The 21,078-nt window shown below is 36.8% G+C and carries 20 protein-coding genes; 9 read left to right on the top strand and 11 right to left on the bottom strand.

Going from position 1 to position 21,078, the window contains the following annotated elements:
• Positions 1–199 precede the first annotated feature (199 nt).
• The 8 genes from ribA to F3J23_RS19735 all read right to left on the bottom strand — a co-directional run bounded on the left by ribA (position 200) and on the right by F3J23_RS19735 (position 7,248).
• Complete coding sequence (gene ribA / locus F3J23_RS19770) at positions 200–796, bottom strand: GTP cyclohydrolase II (protein ID WP_167032968.1); 597 nt, start codon at positions 794–796, stop codon at positions 200–202.
• Between the two features lie 18 nt (positions 797–814).
• Positions 815–1,273, bottom strand: a complete 459-nt coding sequence (locus F3J23_RS19765) for a hypothetical protein (protein ID WP_167032966.1) — start codon at positions 1,271–1,273, stop codon at positions 815–817.
• A complete protein-coding gene (locus tag F3J23_RS19760) occupies positions 1,270–1,884 on the bottom strand; it encodes a DUF4254 domain-containing protein (protein WP_167032964.1) in 615 nt (204 codons plus the stop codon). The genes F3J23_RS19765 and F3J23_RS19760 overlap by 4 nt, the downstream gene beginning before the upstream one ends.
• A 15-nt stretch (positions 1,885–1,899) precedes the next feature.
• Positions 1,900–2,112, bottom strand: a complete 213-nt coding sequence (locus tag F3J23_RS19755) for a twin-arginine translocase TatA/TatE family subunit (RefSeq protein ID WP_167032962.1) — start codon at positions 2,110–2,112, stop codon at positions 1,900–1,902.
• A gap of 31 nt (positions 2,113–2,143) precedes the next feature.
• The gene (locus F3J23_RS19750) at positions 2,144–3,706 is read right to left on the bottom strand and encodes a M23 family metallopeptidase (RefSeq protein WP_167032960.1); all 1,563 of its coding nucleotides are present in this window, start codon (positions 3,704–3,706) and stop codon (positions 2,144–2,146) included.
• Entirely contained in the window at positions 3,703–4,548 is an 846-nt protein-coding gene (locus F3J23_RS19745) for a DUF4292 domain-containing protein (RefSeq protein ID WP_167032958.1), read from the bottom strand. The genes F3J23_RS19750 and F3J23_RS19745 overlap by 4 nt, the downstream gene beginning before the upstream one ends.
• Positions 4,549–4,658: 110 nt before the next feature.
• Positions 4,659–5,675, bottom strand: coding sequence for a sugar phosphate nucleotidyltransferase (locus F3J23_RS19740; RefSeq protein WP_167032956.1), 1,017 nt, complete (start codon positions 5,673–5,675; stop codon positions 4,659–4,661).
• 145 nt (positions 5,676–5,820) lie between these two features.
• On the bottom strand, positions 5,821–7,248 hold the full coding sequence (locus F3J23_RS19735) for an oligosaccharide flippase family protein (protein WP_167032954.1): 1,428 nt from the start codon (positions 7,246–7,248) through the stop codon (positions 5,821–5,823).
• 162 nt (positions 7,249–7,410) lie between these two features.
• On the opposite strand from F3J23_RS19735, the gene F3J23_RS19730 reads away from it, so the two are divergent.
• On the top strand, positions 7,411–8,748 hold the full coding sequence (locus F3J23_RS19730; protein ID WP_167032952.1) for a dihydroorotase: 1,338 nt from the start codon (positions 7,411–7,413) through the stop codon (positions 8,746–8,748).
• Positions 8,749–8,999: 251 nt separating this feature from the next.
• Here F3J23_RS19730 and F3J23_RS19725 read toward each other — a convergent pair whose 3' ends face one another.
• The gene (locus tag F3J23_RS19725; RefSeq protein WP_167032950.1) at positions 9,000–11,297 is read right to left on the bottom strand and encodes a GH92 family glycosyl hydrolase; all 2,298 of its coding nucleotides are present in this window, start codon (positions 11,295–11,297) and stop codon (positions 9,000–9,002) included.
• Between the two features lie 125 nt (positions 11,298–11,422).
• Between F3J23_RS19725 and F3J23_RS19720 the strand changes: the two genes are divergently transcribed.
• The 8 genes from F3J23_RS19720 to F3J23_RS19685 all read left to right on the top strand — a co-directional run bounded on the left by F3J23_RS19720 (position 11,423) and on the right by F3J23_RS19685 (position 19,037).
• The gene (locus F3J23_RS19720; RefSeq protein WP_167032948.1) at positions 11,423–12,304 is read left to right on the top strand and encodes an SDR family oxidoreductase; all 882 of its coding nucleotides are present in this window, start codon (positions 11,423–11,425) and stop codon (positions 12,302–12,304) included.
• Positions 12,305–12,387: 83 nt separating this feature from the next.
• Positions 12,388–14,322: a M1 family metallopeptidase gene (locus tag F3J23_RS19715; RefSeq protein WP_167032946.1), complete on the top strand. Its 1,935-nt coding sequence runs from the start codon at positions 12,388–12,390 to the stop codon at positions 14,320–14,322.
• Between the two features lie 173 nt (positions 14,323–14,495).
• On the top strand, positions 14,496–15,383 hold the full coding sequence (locus F3J23_RS19710) for a DUF2589 domain-containing protein (RefSeq protein ID WP_228455388.1): 888 nt from the start codon (positions 14,496–14,498) through the stop codon (positions 15,381–15,383).
• A gap of 12 nt (positions 15,384–15,395) precedes the next feature.
• Complete coding sequence (locus F3J23_RS19705; RefSeq protein WP_167032944.1) at positions 15,396–16,094, top strand: hypothetical protein; 699 nt, start codon at positions 15,396–15,398, stop codon at positions 16,092–16,094.
• Positions 16,094–16,672, top strand: coding sequence for a hypothetical protein (locus F3J23_RS19700; RefSeq protein ID WP_167032942.1), 579 nt, complete (start codon positions 16,094–16,096; stop codon positions 16,670–16,672). Before F3J23_RS19705 ends, F3J23_RS19700 begins: the two co-directional genes overlap by 1 nt.
• Positions 16,673–16,683: 11 nt before the next feature.
• A complete protein-coding gene (locus tag F3J23_RS19695) occupies positions 16,684–17,943 on the top strand; it encodes a S8 family peptidase (protein ID WP_167032940.1) in 1,260 nt (419 codons plus the stop codon).
• Positions 17,940–18,143: a hypothetical protein gene (locus F3J23_RS19690; RefSeq protein ID WP_167032938.1), complete on the top strand. Its 204-nt coding sequence runs from the start codon at positions 17,940–17,942 to the stop codon at positions 18,141–18,143. Before F3J23_RS19695 ends, F3J23_RS19690 begins: the two co-directional genes overlap by 4 nt.
• 66 nt (positions 18,144–18,209) lie before the next feature.
• Positions 18,210–19,037 (top strand): endonuclease/exonuclease/phosphatase family protein, encoded by an 828-nt coding sequence (locus tag F3J23_RS19685; protein WP_167032936.1) that lies wholly within the window; start codon positions 18,210–18,212, stop codon positions 19,035–19,037.
• A gap of 3 nt (positions 19,038–19,040) precedes the next feature.
• Here the strand turns inward: F3J23_RS19685 and F3J23_RS19680 are convergent, their stop codons facing one another.
• Entirely contained in the window at positions 19,041–19,727 is a 687-nt protein-coding gene (locus F3J23_RS19680; protein ID WP_167032934.1) for a response regulator transcription factor, read from the bottom strand.
• Positions 19,717–21,039 (bottom strand): sensor histidine kinase, encoded by a 1,323-nt coding sequence (locus F3J23_RS19675; protein WP_167032932.1) that lies wholly within the window; start codon positions 21,037–21,039, stop codon positions 19,717–19,719. Before F3J23_RS19675 ends, F3J23_RS19680 begins: the two co-directional genes overlap by 11 nt.
• Positions 21,040–21,078: the final 39 nt, after the last annotated feature.

Genomic DNA, 21,078 nt, shown 5'->3' with positions numbered 1-21,078 from the left:
TAATTAAAAAAGCCTCGGGAGAAATTCTCCCGGGGCTTTTGATTTACATTTACTAAGTAATATGATCATATCTATAGCAAAAAGTATTAACCCGTTTAAAATATAAATATGGATTTAAATATATTGTTTGTAATTGATTTTTCACCCTTAATTTCTCCAAATAAAAAAGCTTCAGAATTTCTGAAGCTTTTTGTTGTATTTAGTTATCATTGTCATCCAGTAGATGTCCAAAGAAATCTTTTTTTGTCTGCAGATAGCCTTTGCTTATTTCATTAGCCGGAATCTGTAAGGGTACTCTTGAGTTAAGGTGAATATTACTGTCTACCACATATTTTACCTTTTCAGGGTTATTGGTAAGAAGATTAATATCTTTTACATCCAATAGATTAAGGATCTCAATAGCTACTCCAAAATTCCTGTCATCTGCAGGAAGTCCTAATTCAAGATTAGCCTGAACAGTGTCCAGTCCTTTTTCCTGTAATGAATATGCCTTTAGTTTATTGATAATCCCGATATTCCTTCCTTCCTGACGAAGATAAATAATAATTCCACCATTTTCGTGGATGTATTTCATTGCAGCATCCAGTTGCTGGCCGCATTCACATTTTTTTGAATGGAAAACTTCTCCGGTAATACATTCTGAATGGAACCGAACATTGACAGGTTGGGAAAAATCTGTATTTTCTGCAACGATAGCCATGTGAGGCATCCAGTCGTTTTCATTTTCAGAGAAGGCAATCATTCGGAAAGTACCGTGCTCTGTGGGAACATTGGCTTCCGCCTGAATTTTAATCATTGATTATTCGATTAGTTTTTAACTTCCTGGTAAAGCATCTTCAATGACAGAAATATTGGTTTTTAAACGAACGAGATATCTGTTAAGAACCTCATCATCATCTTTGTCAAGATTTTGCCTTAGCTTTTGAATTTTTTTGTATGATTTTTCGAAGCTTTTAAGTGCTCTGCTCTTTCCTGTAGAATTGCTGGCATCAATAGCATAAAGATAATTCTGAAGACTGTATTTCAAACTGGCTATCTCGTCATTTAATCCGTTGTTTTTAAACTTCGGAAAAGTAGATATCATGTTTGAAATCTCAGAAGCATTTACATTCTCCTTGATATTGATGTTGAAATTCTTCTTTGAACCTCTGTCAGAATCAGAGCCTTTTGTATCACTATAAAAATTATTGGACAGCGGAGAAAGGTTAAGCTTTTCCGTTGCGCAGGAAGATGTTAATATGATAAGTACTCCAAAAAAAAATAGTCTTTTCATTTCTGTTGCCCTTTTTGATAAAGGATTGGGTTAAGACTTTCATCGTTATACATTTTCATTTGTTTGTATACTTTCATCTTAACGTTACCGTTTTCAATATCAGCAAGCAACTGATTTATAGAAGTTGATAGGTCTTCCTTCTGAGTAAGCAGTACATCCAGTTTAGCCTGGCAATTGTTTCTGTGCTCCTCAGAAGCGGATTCTCTATTGGCTTCTAATGACATATGATAAACCTTTAATGCAAGAATTGATAATCTGTCCACTGCCCAAGCGGGAGTTTCCGTATTTATTTTTGCTTCAGATTTAGGAGTTATATTTTCAAACTTATTAAGGAACCAGCTGTCAATAAACTCTACCAGATCAGTTCTTTTCTGATTGGAGGCATCTATTGTTCTCTTCAGTTGAAGAGCTTCAACCGGATCAATATTTTCATCTCTAATTATATCTTCCAGATGCCATTGAACGGTATCAATCCAGTTCTTTGCATACAAAATCCGTTCCAAACTATCTTTTTCGAACGGGTTATTAATTAGAGTGTTAACGTCATCAGACACGTGATAGTCTTCAATAGATTGATTGAAGACTTTCCATGCAGTCTCAGTAAATTTCATTAATTCTAAGGAATTTTAGTTGCTTGAAGAATTATTGTTTGTGGAAGACGATTTATTTTCAGAACCTGGTTTGTCTTCTTCTTTTACTGCATCTTTAAATTCTTTGATTCCTGAACCTACACCTCTCATAAGTTCCGGAATTTTCTTTCCTCCAAAAAGCAATACTAAAATGATTGCTACGATAAGGATGTGCTGCCAAGATAAGGCAAGTATCGTTAGTGTATTCATCTCTTAAAATTTTTGCAAAGTTACACTTTTTTTAATATGAAATCCAACCTAATGGATCAACTGGTGTGCTTCCGTTCCATACTTGGAAATCAAGGGTATAAGCACCGTCGAAATCCTGTGCTACTGTACCTACAGGGGTTCCTGAAGAAACCTGCTGCCCCTTAGAAACACTTACATTTCCTAAATTGGAATAAATGGTAAAATAACTTCCGTGTTTTATGATAACGGTTTTTGTTCCATCATTGTTAGCCAGTACCGAAGACACAGACCCCGGGAATACTGATTTGGCACGGGTTCCCGAAGGTACGGAAATTTTAATTCCGTTATTTTCTTCAGTAATATTTTTGAAAACAGGGTGTGGTTGTCTTCCGAAACGGTGAGTAATCTGTCCGGCTCTGTCTGCGGGGTAACCAAGTCTTCCTCTGTTATCAGCAAAACTGCTTCCGGAAGCTGTAGAAACACCATAACTGGTCATTGCTTTAGTTTCAGCCGCTTTTTTATCATCTTCTTTTCTCTTTGCAAGGGCTGCTTCTGCGGCTCTGGCTGCAGCTAGTTTATCTGCGGCCTCTTTTGCTCTTGCATTGGCTTCATCTGACGCCTTTTTGGCAGCGATTTTTCTGGATTCATCCCTGGCACTAGCTTCTGCTCTGGCAGCTTCTTCATTACGTTTTCTTTCTTCTTCAGCTCTTTTTGCGGCAAGATCTGCTGCTTTTTTAGCTTCTGCTTCTGCTATTTTTCTTTCTCTTTCAAGGGCTTCTGCTCTGGCTTTAGCTTCTGCTTCAATTCTGGCCTTTTCTCTTTCAGCTGCTAATTTTGCTAGACGTATTTTTTCTGCCTCCGCTTTTTTTCTTGCTTCTTCTTCAGCTTTGGCTATTCTGATCTCTTCCGCAATAATGGCTCTAATCTGCCCTTCCAATGCTTTAGATTGTGTTTGCTTCTGCTTCAGCTCAGCGGTAAGTTTTGTCTCGTTCTTTTTGAAATCTGCTACTAGCTGTTCTTTTTGTGCTCTTTCTACATTAATGGTAGCAAGATCTTTTTGCTGGTTTACCAACAGATTTTCTTTCTCTTTTACGGAATTTTGTCTTTGTGCAATTGTTTTCTTGATCAGGTTAGCCGCATCGGTAATTTCAGCTGCTTTTTTGTCCTGATAATCTGAATATTGCTTCAAATATTGTACTCTGCGTATTGCTTCGCCCAAGTTTTTAGCAGAAAGAATAAAGGTTACTTTGTTCTGTACCCCTTTGTTTTTATAAGCGTTAACCAGAACCTCAGCATAATTCTTTCTAAGAACGGCCAATTCTCTGTTCTGGCGATTGATCTCAAGCTGGCGTAAATAAATATCATCTTCAATAAATCTCTTTTCTTTCTGAGTATTATTGTAGACTTTCTCTCTTAGAACCAACTTCTGATTAACGCTGGTAAGATAGGCTATAGAAAGTTTAGATTCGCTTCTTGTTTTAGCTAAATCTGTATTTATTTGTGCAATTTGTTTTTTAAGTTCGGCATTCTGCTTCTGCAGCTGTTCTTTTTTCTCCTGTCCCTGGTGCAATCCGAACATAAGAACACCTATTAAAAAGCTAAATTTTTTAATCATTTAATCTCAATTTTCTTATAACTGGATGGTACAAAATACGGTGTTTCCATCCTCGAAAAGTCAAATTTCGTATTTTCCATTAAAATCTGACTAGATTTTGAACCTTTTATAATTATTTTAACATTTTTCGGAAGGCGGATTCCTTCGTATTCATTCCAGTCGCTGTAGGAAACATCCAGTTCGTCTGAAGACAGGATATCCTTTAAATTGACATTCAATAAATCGTAGTTGGTATCGTACTGCAAGGCGATTTTATATTCTCTGTTTTTCTCGTCCGTCACAATTTTTTGATTGATATTGGAAACCATTTTGAAGCCCTGTGCATTTTGGGTTAAATCAAACTGTCTATCGTTGATCTTTACAAATGTACGGCCCAGTAATATTTTTTCCAATGATTTATAATCAATGAAATTAACGTTTAATAGATTGTTAAGGTAATCAAAATCAGAATCTATATAAGTCTTGTTTATTTTATCCTGTCCTTTTATTCCTTCAGGAGTTGCAATTCCTCTGGCGGCATTTACAAAAAGGGCTCTGAGATTCATCCAGACCTTTTTATCATTTTCAATATAGATTGTGGCATCCAGGGTAGGTACAAAGCTTCCTGTTTCTACTTTTACTTTGCTGTCAATTTTAATTTGTTCAAATTTTGGCGGGATCAATACATGCTCGTAAAAAGTGAGTTTGTCTCTCACTGGTTCATTTACGTCTTTTGGATTTCTGTTATCCTTTCCGGTAGTAATGCTATCCCGCTTATTATCTGTTTCACTTTGAACAGTGGTACGGGTTTTACACGATGATAGGGCAAGAAGCAATAAAAGAAGTGGGATCCAATTTTTCATGTATTTATCTTTTCAATTAAAAATACGTTGCAATATTAACGCCAAACCACACAAAACATTTTGTGTGGTTTGATTATATCTTGTTTAAGTTAAATAATTCCTAATCTTATTTATTTGGATAGAAAATCTAAAACAGAATAGTCTCCTAAAGAAATTTCTCTGGCAACTCCGAAATATTGTGCAGAATTACCAATCATTGAGTTGGACAGATTTCCGTGATTAATCCTTGTGTTTTCCTGGATCAGAGAGTTTTCTATATTGGAATTTACCACTGTGGTATTATTCCCTAACGAAACACCAGGTCCTACTTTAGAGTTGGAAATTTTTACGTTTTCACCAATAAAGCAAGGCGGGATAATCAAAGAGTTTTCAATAACAGCAGATGCTGGATAATGGGACATTTCCTCTTTTTCATATTCAAGGATTTTACTGTTGGTTTCTACCGTAGCATTTTTGTTTCCACAATCCATCCAGTCGTTTACTTTTCCAAGAGTGAATTTTGCTCCTTTTGCTCTGAGGTTTTCCAAAGCTGTAGTCAATTGGTATTCACCTCCGTTTTTAATATCATTATCCATGATATAATTAATTTCCTGCATTAGTTTCTCAGCACTATTAAAATAATAGATACCAATTATGGCAAGATCTGAAACGAAAGTTTTTGGTTTTTCAACGAAATCTGTAATGAAACCATAGTTGTCTAATTTTACTACACCGAAAGCAGATGGATCTTCTACACTCTTCACCCAGATCACACCATCTGAATTTTTATCCAGCTGGAAATCTGCGCGGAAAAGAGTATCGGCAAAAGCAATTACTACATCTCCCTGCATAGACTGTTCTGCGCACTTAATAGCATGAGCAGTTCCCAGAGGATCGTTCTGGTAATATATGCTTCCTTTTGCTCCCAGCTTTTCAGCAATCTGAATAAGTGATCTTTCGATCTCAGGACCAAAATCCCCGATGATAAAAGCTACCTCTTCAATGTTTTCTCCTGCAACTTTAGCAATATCTTCCACCAACCTCTGTACGATAGGTTTTCCGGCAATAGGAATAAGCGGTTTTGGAACTGTCAGTGTATGTGGACGTAATCTGGAACCACGTCCTGCCATAGGAACAATAATTTTCATAGATGATATAAAGATGTTTTTGTTTAAAATTGTTTATTTTTTGCTAAATATAATAATTAATACGTTTTCATCATGTAATACTTATCATGTTTAGTAAGAGTGTTTAATATTTTCAAGCTAAAGATTATCAAAATAGATACCAATATTAATTTTTTCTTATTCTTGAGAGGAACAGATCTTTTTCGGAATAAACCAAAACTCCTGCGAAGATTAAAAATAGCAGGTTACTTGTCAAAATGTTATAATTGAAGTATTTTACGATAATAAAACTGAAGATTGCGAGTAGTATCAGAAAGAAAGACATTTTCTTCATTCTGTATGGGATAGGATAATATTTCTGGCCTAATAGATAAGATACGATCATCATAATAAGATATGCCCCGAAAGTAGCCCATGCAGAACCGATCATACTATGATAATAACTTAATGCCAAATAATTTAAAGCAATGTTAATACCTGCCCCAATCCAGGAGATAATAGTACCTACACTGGTTTTGTCCGTTACTTTATACCAGGTTGAAAAGTTGTAATAAATTCCAAAGCAAAGGTTAGCAATAACAATAATCGGGATAATATCTATTGCGATCCAGTAAGATTTATTAGGAATGAAAACACTTTTTAGCCACGAAATATTAGCGATGATACCTAAGGCTACTACACAAGCAAAAAAAGCAAAATATTCGGCCACTTTAGCGTATGTTTTTTTAGCATCACCTTTATCCATCTGCTTGAAGAAAAAAGGTTCAATACCCATTCGGTAAGCAGTGACAAATAAAGTCATTAATACAGCTAATTTATAACAGCCCCCATAAGCGCCGGCTTCTTCATCTGAAATGTGATTTCTCTGAATAGATTTATCAAAGTTTTCATTCACCATAAAAGCAAGACCTGCCAGCATAAGAGGAAAGGAATATTTAATCATTCGCCCGAACAAAGAAGTTACAAACTGGAATCGTACTTTTAATATAATGGGAAATAATAATAAAAATCCCAGAGCACTTCCTGCAAGGTTACTGAAGAACGGATAATCTACATTCTGATCCAGCCCGAAGCTTTTTGACACATTTTCCGGAATCCAAAAGAATAATGCAGCTGTAAAAACAGCCTGAAATATAGACTGGAAAACCCTTACAGCAGAATATTTTATCGGTTTATTATGAAAACGCAGCCACGCAAAAGGAATTACCAACAAATTATCAAAAAAGGCAATTAAAGCAAACCATCTGATATATTCCGGGTTATCATGATATCCTAAATAATCTGCAACAGGCTGGTTGAATAAATAGCATAATGCGAGAAAAATACTAGAAGTTGAAAATAAGAACCAGAACGAAGTGTTGAAGGTCCTTTTCTCATTTCCTTCTTCGGCAGAAAAACGGAAATAGGCGGTTTCAAAACCAAAAGAAAGTATAATATTCACAAACGAGATTAGTGCATAAAGCTGTGTGAAAATTGCAAAACCTTCATTAGGTATTTTATAGATCAGAAGCGGGTTAAGGATAAATAAAATAATTCTTGGTGCTATAGCCCCAACTCCGTAGATGATTGTCTGTCCTAATAGTTTCTTATACAAAGTCGAAATTTTTTACAAATGTAAAACTTTAAGTATTCGCTTTACGATTTTGAGGTTAATTAAAACATAAAATCTTAATTTTGCTGTTATACTTGAAAAAATAAGAAACGGTATTTTCCATATAACTTCTTATCTCTCAAATCTAATCTCTAAAAAGTAAAAATGAAGACCTTAATCAAAAATGTAAAAATAGTCAATGAGGGACAGATCCTTGAAAGTGATATTTTAATAGAAAATGATTTAATTTCCAAAATTGCCGTTGGTATTTCTGAGGATGCAGATCAGGTGATCGATGGTTCCGGAAAGTATCTTCTTCCCGGAGTAATAGATGACCAGGTGCATTTTCGTGATCCAGGTCTTACTCACAAAGGCGATATTGAAAGCGAATCAAGAGCAGCCATTGCGGGAGGAGTTACCAGTTTTATCGATCAGCCTAATACAGTTCCGAATGCTGTTACCCAGGAATTATTAGCGGACAAATACGAGATTGCTTCCCAAAAAGCATATGCCAATTATGGTTTTATGATGGGAGGAACTAATGACAATCTTGAAGAAGTTTTGAAAACCAATCCGAGAAATGTTCCAGGGATTAAATTATTCTTAGGTTCCTCTACAGGAAATATGCTGGTGGATAACCCGGAAACTTTGGAAAATATCTTCAGCAATACCAAAATGCTTATTGCCGTTCACTGTGAAGATGAAGCAACCATTAGGGCCAATACCCAGAAGTATATGGATGAATATGGAGAAGATATACCTGTGAAATTCCACCATTTGATCAGAAGTGAGGAAGCTTGTTATAAATCTTCATCCAAAGCAATAGAGCTGGCACAGAAAACAGGAGCAAGACTTCATGTTTTCCATCTGTCCACAGCAAAGGAAATGGAGCTTTTCCGAAATGATATTCCTTTAAAGGATAAAAAAATAACAGCTGAGGTATGTGTTCATCATCTGACTTTTACAAATGATGATTATGAAACAAAAGGAGCTCTTATTAAATGGAATCCAGCTGTAAAGACTCAAAAAGACAAAGATGCACTTTGGGAAGCGTTGCTGGATGACAGAATTGATGTCATTGCGACAGATCATGCTCCACATACGGCAGAAGAAAAAGATAATGTGTATACAAAATGTCCTTCAGGAGCACCTCTGGTACAACATTCATTGGTAGTGATGCTGGAGAATTATAAGAACGGAAAAATTTCCCTTGAAAAAATTGTTGAAAAGATGTCTCACAATCCTGCAATTCTTTTCAGAGTGGAGAAAAGAGGTTTCATAAAAGAAGGATACAAAGCCGATCTTGTTTTAGTAGATTTAAATGAAAACTGGACGGTTTCCAAAGATAATTTACTATACAAATGCGGCTGGAGCCCGCTGGAAGGAATGAATTTCCATTCTAAAGTTACTCAAACGTTTGTAAATGGAAATCTGGTTTATGATAACGGTAGAATTGCAGAGGAAAAATTCGGAGAGCGTTTGCTTTTTGAATTGAGAGATTAATAGGGAAGACAAATAATAAATACTTCGGATATATCTGATGTAATAATTCAATAGGAGCGGGCTTTAGCCCGCTCTCTTTATTTGGAATCTTCCATTGGCATTGGCCAAAACTTATTTTTATTTCTCTTAGATTATACAGGCCACGGGAATTTTAAAATCCATTCATTTGCCTAATCCCGATAATCCTCGAGAATATTTTCTTTCAGTAAAATATATCTATGTACCTTTTCGTGATTTTGCAATTTTACCTTTTACTTCTTGGCCTTATTCCCCATATAAAATGTCAATTTCCCTCCATTCATAATTTCAGAATGTTTCAATGTAAAATTCTTTATCTCCTTTCCATTCAGAAGAACTTTTTGTACATATACATTTTTCGGACTTTGATTGATTGCTTCAATTTCAAAGCTTTTTCCGTTTTCAAGGTTTAGAATAGCGTGATCAATAGCCGGGCTTCCGATAGAATAATCTTCCGATCCCGGAGCTACAGGATAAAATCCTAACGAACTTAAAATATACCATGCACTCATTTGTCCGGCATCGTCATTTCCTCCCAACCCGTCAGGAGTAGCCTTATACTGCATTTCAAGGATGCGGCGGATCTGTGCCTGAGTTTTCCATGGTTGTCCGGCCCAATTATAAAGATAAGCCACATGATGTGCAGGCTCATTGCCGTGAACATATCCTCCAATGATCCCTTCTCTGGTAATATCCTCGGTATCTGCAAAGAATTCGTCAGGTAAATGCATGGTGAAAAGTTCATCCAGCTTGGCTGCAAATTTTTTCTTTCCACCCATCATGGTGATCAGTTCTCCTGGATTTTGTGGAACAAAGAAACTGTAGTTCCATGAATTCCCTTCAATAAAGCCTTGCCCGTGGGTGCTTAGTACATCAAACCCTTTTTTAAAACTTCCATCAGCTAATCGGGGACGCATAAATCCTATGGCAGGATCAAAGTTATTTTTCCAGTTTTCAGAACGTTTCATGAATTGATTATAGATTTCCGTTTCACCGAGATGCTTGGCCAGCTGAGCGATAGCCCAGTCGTCATAGGCATATTCCAGAGTATTGGAAACTGAAGTGCCATTTTTTTCCGCCGGAATATATCCAAGATCAATATATTGCCCGATACCTTCATAGTTTCTTTTATTAGCGGTTTCTACACAGGCTTTTAAGGCCTCTTTAGGATCTCCCTGATAATTTCCTTTAATAATAGCATCAGCCACAACACTTACACTGTGATAGCCGCTCATACACCAGTTATCATTGGCATAATGAGACCAGATCGGAAGCATTTTCATAGAAAACTGATCGTAATGAGCCATCATGGACTTTACCATATCACCGTTCCTTTTGGGCTGGATAATATTAAAGAACGGATGAAGGGCACGATAGGTATCCCAAAGAGAAAATGTCGTATAATTGGTAAATCCTTCAGCTTTATGAATATTCTGATCCAATCCTTTGTATTCTCCATTCACATCCATGTAAGTAGTTGGATTGATGAATGTATGATACATGGCTGTATAGAAATTAGTCTTTTCCGTATCAGAACCTTTGATGATAATCTTGTTTAGTTCATTATTCCAATTTTCCTGAGCTTTGGATTTCACCTGTTCGAAAGATAGATTTCCTGCTTCTCGTTCCATATTTTCCAGAGCATTAGTCTGGCTCACAGGAGAAATGGCAAGCTTAACTTCGATAGCTTCATTTTCATTGGTATCAAAATCAAAATACATTTTCAGGTTTTTTCCTGCAATTTCAGGGAAGTTTTTAGTTTGGTCGAATTTCCTCCAAAAACCTTTGTATACTTGTTTTTCATCATAATTTTGCTGTCCGTAGCTTTTAAAAGGTTTTGAAAACTTCATTGCAAAATAAACAGTTCTTGTTCTTGCCCAGCCGTTTGTTTGTCGGTAACCGGTAATGGTATTTCCGTTTTCTACACGAACATAGGTCCAGATGTTTTTTCCGTCATAATTATAGATTCCGGCCATCAGATCTAAGATGATATGAGCCTGATCGGATTTTGGAAAAGTATATCGGTGAACTCCAACTCTGGAGGTTGCAGTTAATTCAGCAAGAATATTGTGGTCCTCAAGCTTTACTTTATAATATCCGGCCTCAGCAGTTTCATTCTGATGAGAAAAACGACTTCTGTAGCCATTTTCCGGATGGGAGGCGGTTCCGGGATTCAGCTGAAGTTTACCGATAGTAGGCATCACTAGAAAATCTCCCAGGTCGGAATGCCCCGTACCACTGAAATGAGTAGAGCTGAAACCTACGATCGTTTTGTCTTCATAGCGATAGCCTGCACAATATTTGTAAACTTCACCATTGTATTTACCGTTCAGTTCATAAGATATTGTATCTGTTTCCGGGCTTAATTGTACGGCCCCAAAAGGAACGGTAGCACCGGGATAAGTGTGTCCCATCTTTTCGGTTCCAATCAGAGGATTAACATATTGATAGAGTTTTTCAAATTTTTGAGCTTTAAGATGTAAGCTGAAGAACAGCAATAAGAGAAAAACAGAAGTTCCCGGATTTTTCATAAACAGATTAATTATCGTAAGATAAAAATAGGTAAAAAACAACGAATATTATTTATGGCATTATTTATAAATTTAAATTGAAGACAATCCGTTTAATATTTATTATTTTTAAGAAAAAATATTTTATGAATCTATATACACAACCCATGCTGCGCGAAGGTGCACTAAAAGATAAAGTAGCGATTGTAACAGGAGGTGGAAGCGGCCTTGGAAAAGCGATGACAAAATATTTCCTTGAACTGGGGGCACATGTCGTTATTACTTCCAGAAATTTGGAAAAACTGCAGGCTACAGCTAAGGAACTGGAAGATGAAACAGGGGGAAAAGTTTTGTGTGTAGCTTGTGATGTCAGAAACTGGGATGAGGTGGAAGCAATGAAGGAAGCCGCCCTAAAAGAATTCGGCAAAATTGATATTCTGTTGAATAATGCTGCAGGAAACTTCATTTCACCAACCGAAAAACTTACTCACTCCGCTTTTGATTCTATTTTAGATATTGTTTTAAAAGGAACCAAAAACTGTACTCTTTCAGTAGGAAAACATTGGATAGATTCCAAAACACCGGGAACAGTTCTGAATATTGTAACCACTTATGCATGGACAGGTTCTGCTTTTGTAGTACCATCGGCCTGTGCTAAGGCGGGCGTTCTGGCAATGACAAGATCTCTGGCAGTAGAATGGGCGAAATACGGAATCCGCTTCAATGCTATTGCACCGGGACCTTTCCCAACAAAAGGAGCATGGGACAGATTATTACCAGGAGACCTTCAGGAGAAATTCGATATGAGAAAGAAAGTGCCTTTGAGAAGAGTCGGAGAACATCAGGAGCTGGCTAATCTTGCCGCTTATCTGGTTTCAGATTATTCAGCATATATGAATGGAGAAGTGGTAACAATTGATGGAGGAGAGTGGCTTCAGGGAGCTGGAGAATTCAATATGCTGGAAGCAATACCACGTGAAATGTGGGATGCGCTGGAAGCAATGATCAAGGCAAAAAAATCAAACTAATATAACTTATTGATAAAAAGCTCCCGGATGTGTAACAAATCCGGGAGTTTTTTTACCAATATAGTAAGTAATAATTTTTAAAAATGAATTTTAAATTTCCAACCCTGGTTTCGGCAGTTGCTGCTTTAATGCTCTCAGGATATGCATATGCACAGGAAACCCCGAAATATGATTATGTAGAAGCATTTAAACCTTTTTTCTACCCACAGACCGGTACAGAAACTCGTTCTGCAAGCGGACAGCCGGGGCATGCCTATTGGCAGAACTCAGCAGATTATCATTTAAATGTCAGCCTGAATGAAGAGAAAAAAGAAATTTCAGGAATTGCTGAAATCACATACACTAATAATAGTCCGGATAAATTAGGTTTCCTTTGGCTGCAGCTGGATCAGAATCTGTTTGCTAAAGACTCCCGTGGTAACGGAGTTGTCCCGCTTTCAGGAAGCAGAAATGGGGCACATGGTGAAGAATTGGACGGAGGGTACAATATTAAATCGGTAAAACTTGATGGCAGAGATGTAAAATATACCATTACAGATACCAGAATGCAGATTGATCTTCCTAAGGAGCTTAAAGCAAAAGGAGGCGTTGCTAAAATTGCTATAGAATATTCCTTTATTTCTCCGGAATACGGTTCAGACAGAATGGGGGTTCAGGACACAAAGAACGGTAAAATTTTTACCATAGCACAGTGGTATCCAAGAATGTGTGTATATGATGATGTAATGGGTTGGAATACGCTGCCTTATATTGGTGCTTCCGAATTCTATCTGGAATACGGAAATATTACAGCTAATATTACGGTGCCGGCCAATCATTATGTAGTGGCGTCCGGAGAGCTTCTGAATGAAAAAGAAGTTTACAGTAAAGAAGAAATCAATAGATGGAACCAGGCTAGAAACAGTGATAAAACCGTAATGATTCGTCCTGAATCTGAAATTGGTAAAAATAAATCTTCAGGTACAAAAACATGGAAATTTAAAATTAACCAGACCAGAGATTTTGCATGGGCTTCATCAGCCGGGTTTATTCTGGATGCCGCAAGAATTAATCTTCCGAGTGGCAAAAAATCACTTGCTATTTCAGCCTATCCTGTTGAAAGTGCTGGAGAAAAGGCCTGGGGCAGATCTACAGAATATACCAAAGCTGCTATAGAGCATTATTCAGGAAAATGGTATGAATACACGTATCCGGCAGCAACCAATGTTGCAGGAAATGAAGGGGGAATGGAGTATCCTGGAATTGTATTCTGCCATATGGATTCTAAAGGAGAAGATTTGTGGGGCGTTACGGATCATGAGTTCGGGCATAATTGGTTCCCGATGATCGTAGGATCTAACGAAAGATTATTTGCCTGGATGGATGAAGGATTTAATACTTTTATCAATGGAATTTCAACACAGGCTTTCAATAAAGGAGAATATTATACTAAGCAAGATCTTGCACGTTCAGGAAGCTTTTTGATGGCAGATAATCTGGAACCTGTTATGGTGGGACCGGATAATATGAGAGAAAGAAATATCGGAGTTTTGGCTTACTATAAACCGGGGATGGGACTGTCTGTTTTGAGAGAAGCTATTCTTGGACCTGAAAAATTTGACAAAGCATTCAGAACTTATATTGATCGTTGGGCCTTTAAGCATCCTACACCATGGGATTTCTTCCACACCATGGAAAATGTTTCAGGTGAAGAGCTGAACTGGTTCTGGAGAGGGTGGTTCTTCAATAAATGGAAAATTGATCAATCAGTTAAAGCCGTAAAATATATCAACGGAGATTTTAAAAACGGAGCACAGGTAACAGTTGAAAATCTGGGCCAGATGCCGATGCCAACCACTGTGCAGATTAAATTTAAAGATGGAACGGCAAAAACGGTAAAAATACCTGTTGAGGTCTGGAAAAGAAATACGGAATGGACCTTTAAGGTAGATGCCAATAAAGAAATAAATGAAGTAAGACTTGATCCGGATTCTGTGGTTCCAGATATCAATATGGAAAATAATAGCAGAAGACCATAATAGAATAGTTCTGCTGCTTAATAGATGTTATAAAAGCCTAAACTTGCAACCGTAAGTTTAGGCTTTTCTTTTTTAGGGTGTTTTTCCGGGTGAGGTAGAGGGGTTTTCCTACAATGTTTTGGGTATCAGTAATGTAGTTTTGCTCTACAATATTAATTTAAAAACAAAAAAACATGGAAACATTAAAATCTGTGCTTGAAGCAAGCCACGCCAAAAAAACAAAAAATGAGTTAATTGATCTTTTATCGGGAGTAGAAAAAGTTTTAACTCCTGCAGTTTATGAAAAAGTATCAGGAATTGAGACCTCAGAGCTGAGTTCATTAACGAATAAAGAACTGTTGGGAATCGTAGATGATTTCAAAAAAAGCTATGATGAAAAGTGGGAAAAATCTTTTTCCGGGGCATCTTCAGAGATCATGAAGCTTATGGCCGGTAAAATGGCAGCTGATGATGAAATTTTCAGAACTTCTGATGCTGCCGGTGCAGATTTTGCTGCAGAATTAGGAAGTATTGACTTTGCGACCATTATTGGCGGGCCTTTGGATGCCTGTGTAAAAGCGCAGTCCAATGCTTCTATTGCCACTGTTAATTTCATCAATGAAGTTGGTTTTGAACTTACAGATCCTGCAAATACAGCCAGTCCCAAAAAATTGAGAATGGCAGAATTCAAATACAAAAAAAATATTCCAAATCCTGATTTTAAACCAGATGAGCCGGTAAGCTCAACCAACCCGAAAACAATTCCTGATGATGTGGAAATCTCAGTGCCTTTTATAGCATTGTTGAATGTTCCAAGTTTTAGGATTGAAACCTGTGAAGTAGATTTTAATGTTAAATTAAATTCGACCTATACTAAAGATGTAAGCGACGAATTCGGAATCAATGCAGGAGTATCCGGTGGATGGGGCCCTGTAAAATTTAAAGTGGATGTATCTTATAAAAGAACTTCCAGTACGGGAATTAAAGTGGAAAAAGAATATTCCCTGGGAGTAAAAGTACGCGCAACTAATGATGAAATGCCTGCAGGGCTTGAAAAAGTTCTTGGACTTCTTTCTCAATAAATTTTACGAAAAATGATAAAATTATCAGATTACCTGGATTATCTCAACAATGAGATAATTCAGGCTCGTAAAAAAGCAGACGAGAATGCGGTTCTTATTGCAAAAGAATATGCCCGTCATGAGTACCTTAAATATTTTAAGGTTCCAAGATATGCGCTGCCCAGCGTAAAGATGGATATCCCGATCAAAATAACAGACATAGATTCAGATTCTAAATACAATTTTAAACTGAATCAGGATCAGTTCGTTTTAGAAATGAATGAAAGAATCCGTGTGGTGAATAAAGAGAAAAGGCTGAATATTCCTGAGATTACAAAAAAACAGATTCAGACAGAAGAGTTTAAGTCTCTGTTCAGTAAACTGGAAAAGAATGATCAGAAATTTGGTAAGCTCCCGGCCAACGAGGTGCTTAAACTTGATCTCAGAACCAAAGTCCAGCTTCTTAATTCAGGAATATTTCGACCCCAAGACGGCACCACTGCAGAAGAAACCGATGAACTGAAAGAGATTTTTTCAAAGGTTTTATTGAATAAATATACACTGGTCAACGCAAAACTGAACAACATTTACATAGACCCCAATACAAGCGCGGCGGAAGATAAAGATAAGCTGTTTATCAATCTTCATGTGGAAATGGAGGAGGAAGGAATCAGGATTGTGTCATACAAGGATAAAGACGGTAATGAAATAGAACAGATAACTTTTGAGTAATGCAGGAACTTATTCACTACACGGTACAAAAAATAAAAGAACTTCTGGAGCATTTCAATGAAGTTCAGACCTTGTATCTGTCAAAATCATTTGACTTTGATGCCCGCTTTGAAGTATTCCTGAATGAGGTTCTGGAATATTTCCGTACCAAAGGAAACACCAGCCATGAATCCGAAGTATTAAAAATCATGAATATGATATCAACCGTTAAGAGAGGTTTTAATCCTATAAAAATGGAAAAAATAGTGACCGGAAGACGAGAGCTTCTGGGAGGGTTTTCTTTCAATGGGATGGAAGGTATTTATGATATTCTGATGGAAATCTATGCTAAAGAAAACAAAAAACTTGATGACGCGGAAGAGCTTATTTCCGGGATCATCGTTTCATTATATCAGAATGGAATCCTGGATGATGAAAAGCTCAAAGAATTGAATTCCGTATCTAAAATTGAAAGCTTCTGGACTTCACTGGTTGGACAAAATACAGCGATATCCGGAATAAATAAAAAGTTGAGATTGTCCATTATTCCTGAAGACATTTTCCTCATTCTGGAAAAAATATTTCTGAAATTAATTTAAAAAAGATCATTATGGAAACCGGAAGATATATTGTTCTGTTGAAAGATCAGCAGAAAACCGCGCTCAAAAAAGTAGAAAAAGAGCTGGAAGTGAACATTACTTCTTCAGAACTCCTCTCCAAAGAAAACCGTTCTTATGAAATTATTGATAAGGATAACGGGGTACTTTATAAAAATCTGGGGGCTCTTGTAGTAGAAAATATGGATGAAGATCAATTGAAAAGTGCTGTGAAAAATGAATCGAATGCGATTGTTTATTACGAAAAAGAAAGAGAATTTTTCCCTGCGGATGAATTACAGCTGATTAATGAGCTTAAAAAACAATCCGCCGGACTTTCAGAAAAGATTTCGGAGCTTGAAAAATATATCAGCAGCAAACCTTTACCGCAAACTTCATTTATTGAAATGGAATGGGGACTGAAAGCCATCGGGCTGGAAAATGCCCATTTTACAGGAAAAGGAATTGATGTCTGCATTCTGGATACAGGTCTTGAAACTTCTCATCCCGATTTTTCCTCTGAAGAAATTGAAGGGAAATCTTTTATAGATGGAGAAGATTGGAACAGAGATCCTAATGGACATGGTACACACTGCGCAGGAGTGGCATCAGGGAGTGTAAGAAGTGATACTGGAAAACGGTACGGAATAGCAAAAGACTGTAATCTGAAGATCGCAAAAGTGCTCGCCGATAACGGGAGAGGCACTACCAGCAGCGTGATTGACGCAATAGATTGGGCGATCACGAAAAAGTTCAGAATACTTTCTCTTTCCCTGGCATGCCCGGTGAAACTTGATGATCAGCCTTCGGTACTTTTTGAAACAATAGGAGAAAGAGCATTGGAAAATAACTGCCTTATTATTGCAGCGGCAGGAAATGACAGCAACAGACCGCAGATCCCGCAACCTGTTTCAATGCCGGCCAATTCAAAATCTATTATGGCTATTGCTGCAATTGACGGGCAAATGAAGATCGCCAGATTTTCAAATGCCGGGATCAATCCATCCACGGGAGGAAATATCAATGTCTGTGCTCCAGGAGTGGATATTATAAGTACCTATCCTAAAAACTCAAAGAACAAAAATAACTTTTATTACAGCATGAGCGGAACCAGCATGGCAGCACCCCATGTTACCGGGCTCGCAGCATTGTATATGGAACAATTTCCCAATAAATCTGCAAAAGAGATCTGGGAGCTGATTGAAAACAAGGCAAGGCCCATTGAAGGCATAAAATACAGAGATATTGGAAACGGTTTAATACAAGTAATATGATCACTTATCTGGCAGTTTTAAAGAAAGATATAAATTTAAAAAAGCTTGAGGTTCTTTTGAATAGCAAGGGAATAAGGCTGGTTGCTCACTATAAAACAATAGGTGTTGTGAAGCTTGAAAGCAATAGGGCTGTTTCCGAAACTGAATTTCAGGAATATTTTATATCTGTAGAAGAAGAAAAAGATAATTTAACAATATAATCATACAAATGAAGCTTTTCTGTCACAGAGAAGTTTTATTTTTGTCTCTTATTGATAAAATAACGTATGAATTTCAGATTTTCAATGGTATTTCTGATGCTTTTTGCATTAGGATTTTCACAGGACCTTACCGTAATGAGTTTTAATATCAGGCTGAATGTTGATTCAGATAAAGACAATGCCTGGCCAAAGAGAAAGCAGGATGTTGCGGATCTGCTTACTTATTATCACCCTGACTATTTCGGAGTACAGGAAGCTCTTCCGGAGCAGATGAAGGACATTAAGAACGGATTAAAAAATTACGATTATATAGGAGTAGGAAGAGACGATGGTAAAGAAAAAGGAGAATTTTCCGCTATTTTTTATGATACAAATAGGCTTGAAGTAGTAAAATCAGGAACATTCTGGCTTTCTGAAACTCCCGAAAAACCTTCAAAAGGGTGGGATGCTGCATTGAACAGGATCTGTACGTATGCCGTATTTAAAGATAAGAAATCGAAAAAGGAATTCCTTGCGATGAATCTTCATTTTGATCATGTAGGAAATGTTGCAAGAGTAAAGTCTTCCGAACTGATTCTGAAAAAAATCAAGGAATTGAATCCAAAGAATTTGCCGGTAGCATTAAGCGGAGATTTTAACCTTACAGATGACTCTGAACCGATTAAAATCCTTTCCCAGAATATGAAAGATACCTTTTATCATTCCGAAACCAAGCACTATGGCCCGGTAGGAACATTCACAGGTTTCAATGTAAATGAGGTTCCGAAAGATAGAATTGATTATATTTTCACGAATGGCTTTAAGATAAAATCTCACAGACATATTAATGACAGAAGAGAAAATCTTTTGTACCCATCAGACCATTTTCCGGTGATTGTGAATCTTTCCTTATAAAAATTAGTTGATTGGAAAATCAATTTCAAATCCAATTCCTCTAAGGGATTGGATTTTTATTTCAGGATCATTGTTAAAATACTTGCGGAGCCTGCTGATAAATACATCCAGGCTTCTTCCAGTAAAATAATCATTGGTTTCCCAGAGATTATCGAGAATATTGTCCCTTGTTATGGTAGAATGGTTATGCTTCAGAAGATATAAAATAAGTTCCTGCTCCCTTACGGTCAGTCGGATATTTCCATTAGGATGAGCCAGCAGAAGTTTAGTGGTATCCAGCGAATATTGCCCAAGCTTTATGATTGTTTCTGTTGGAGCAGGATTTACTCTTTTAAGAATATTTTTAATCCTTAATACGAGTTCTTCCGGATCACAGGGTTTCGCAATATAATCATCAGCACCTATTTTCAGGCCCGTCAGCCGGTCTATCTTTTGATTTTTAGCCGTTAAAAATAATAATGGAAAATTATTTTTTTCCTTTAATATCATTTTTGCCAGGGAAAAACCGTCAATATTAGGCATCATAACATCCAGAATTCCCACATGGAAAGGGAAATCTGAATGAAGAAGATGTACAACTTCCTCGGGATTCTGAAACCAGCAGACTTCAAAATCTTCCAGTTCAAGATACTGTTTGAGAATCATTCCGAAATCCGGATCGTCTTCTGCCAGAAGGATTTTAGTTTTCATAAGGAACTGATATTTTAAAGGTACTTCCTGCCTTAGGCTGGCTGGATACATCTATTTTTCCATGATAATTGGTAATGATCTTCTTTACGAAATAGAGTCCAAGACCAAGCCCTTTACTGTTATGAATATTATGGGTTTGTATTCTGTAAAATTTCTCAAAAATAGGGTTTAATTCTTTGTTCTCCATACCCTGGCCATTGTCGGATACTTCTATTTCCAGATGTTGTTGAGAAACGTTAAGCTTAATGCTGACAACAGAAGCTCCGTATTTTACACTGTTTTCACAAAGGTTTTTAATAACGGTTTCCATTAAATTTTTATCAAAAGGTAACTTCCCGGATATTTTGTTTTCAAATTTAAATTCCGTTTCCGGATAAGTTACGGCCAGATCGTGAATAAAGAAATTCCAGTCATCAGGGGTTATTTCAACAATCTCATCAGGTATTTCATCCTTATGGAGCTGGAACATCAGGCTTTCAAGACGGGAGATCTGTCTGTCAATTAAAGGAAGCGTTTCCGGGTTCCAGTCTTTCTTTAATGCTTTGGACGCAATTTTTAAAGTGGCGATGGGAGTTTTAAACTCATGTGAAATGTTATCCACAATCGTGTGGAGAACTTCTACCTGCTTCTGTTGCTTCTCTAAGTTTTTAATCGTAAAAATATATAATAAAAGAACTCCGGACAGAAGGGCAATACAACAAATGATCAACAGAGCAAGCTCTTTGAAAACTAAACTTTTTATGTTTTTTACTTCATAATCCGTCTGGCTTTTAACAAGGAAGGTGTCTCTTTTTTCAATTTCCCGGTTACCATTATCTTTTCTTCTGGTGGATGAGGTTTCCCAACTGCCGTTGCTGGCAATTTTAGGTTTTATGACTTTATCTTTTGTTTCAAAAATAGTAATTGGATGATCAATTACTTTAGTGCTGTCCGGAAGGTGGATGATAGACATATAACGGATTCTTGCTGAAATCTTATAGCCATCCTTTTTTAACCGGCTGTCTATATAACGTTCCATTTTCTCACTGGCAATCTTTCTGTTTTCCAGAAAATATTTTAGAAACTCTTTTTTACCTATCTCCTTACTGTAATACCTGATCATGATTCTCTGAAGTGTATCATCCTTAATCTCTTTAGCATCATGAAGATCTTCAAGTTTATCCGTATAGTTGGCAATACCATCGTTAACAGATCTGTAGATATCCCTTTCTTTAACCTGATAGGTTTTATACATAAAATAAACCTGTATTCCCAGCAAAATAAGGAATAAAGCAGCAAAAACAGCGAGAAGATTTTTACTCTTGGATATCATTGAAACAAAGATAAAACATTCATCATTTTCCGTGAGCCA

Source organism: Chryseobacterium sp. Tr-659, assembly GCF_011752975.1.
Taxonomy (GTDB): domain Bacteria; phylum Bacteroidota; class Bacteroidia; order Flavobacteriales; family Weeksellaceae; genus Chryseobacterium.
Note: the sequence above shows the minus strand (reverse complement) of the source record. Positions and strands in the feature narration are given on the sequence as shown.